Source organism: Lawsonibacter hominis (assembly GCF_014287895.1).
Classification (GTDB): domain Bacteria; phylum Bacillota; class Clostridia; order Oscillospirales; family Oscillospiraceae; genus Lawsonibacter_A; species Lawsonibacter_A hominis.
Window position 1 is genome coordinate 1 of sequence record NZ_JACOPP010000085.1, and the last position, 791, is coordinate 791.

The window sequence follows — 791 nt, forward strand, 5'->3', positions numbered from 1 at the left end:
GGATGCGCCAGGTATTCTTCGTCCGTCATGCCCTCAAGCTGCTGGTTCAGCCCGTATTTATACATCAGGAAACGGGCGATAGCGATGGTCTGATTTCTCTTGCTGCTCATTCTTGCTATCCTCCAATCTCCATTTCTTCCTGCTGGCCGAACTCCATATCAAAGTCAAACTCCATTTCCTGCTCCCGCAGCTCCGGGATAATGTCCTCGATTTTGTCAAGAATCCGTTCCACAGATTCACGAGCCTCGTTGGAAACATCCTGATCGAGTATGCTCATCTTAACCAAGCCCGCATGAAGGACCCGGAGTTCTTCTTCGGTGAACAGCGCACGTTCATCCACCAAACCGCTCCGTTTGGCGAAATCCTGTCCTGCAAATTCCTTGTTGTAAAAAATCTGGCGGGCCATCATTTCGCCGGAATCCGGGGCGGTGCGGTAGGTGGAGAACACATAGCCAAACAGATGATGCTCCTTGCAGGCGAGAGTCACGCCATTGTATTCTGCCAGCTTATAAGAGCCATTGGGAAGTTTCTCGTTGGCGTCAGTATAAGGACAGTCGCGGCAGATACCCGCTTTGTTCGCTGTGTCCTGGGCCGTATCGTTGATAAGGCGAATGAGTTTGTCCTTGACCGTGACAAAGGGGTTTTGGATCACCGTATCGGCTTTGGAGAAGTAGGCCACAAGCTGGTTCTTGAAATAAATATCAGCGATGTAATCGGAAGATTGGGACCGCTTCACATCAAAGCCGCGCCGGGCAAGCTGTTCAAAGAACAGCCTGTAAAAATCGGTTTTA

1 protein-coding gene is annotated in these 791 nt (G+C 50.4%); it reads right to left on the minus strand.

Annotated features, from left to right (window positions below; genetic code table 11):
- Positions 1-115 precede the first annotated feature (115 nt).
- The coding region (locus H8S57_RS16875; protein ID WP_186909094.1) for a hypothetical protein at positions 116-791 on the minus strand (676 nt) is incomplete at its 5' end.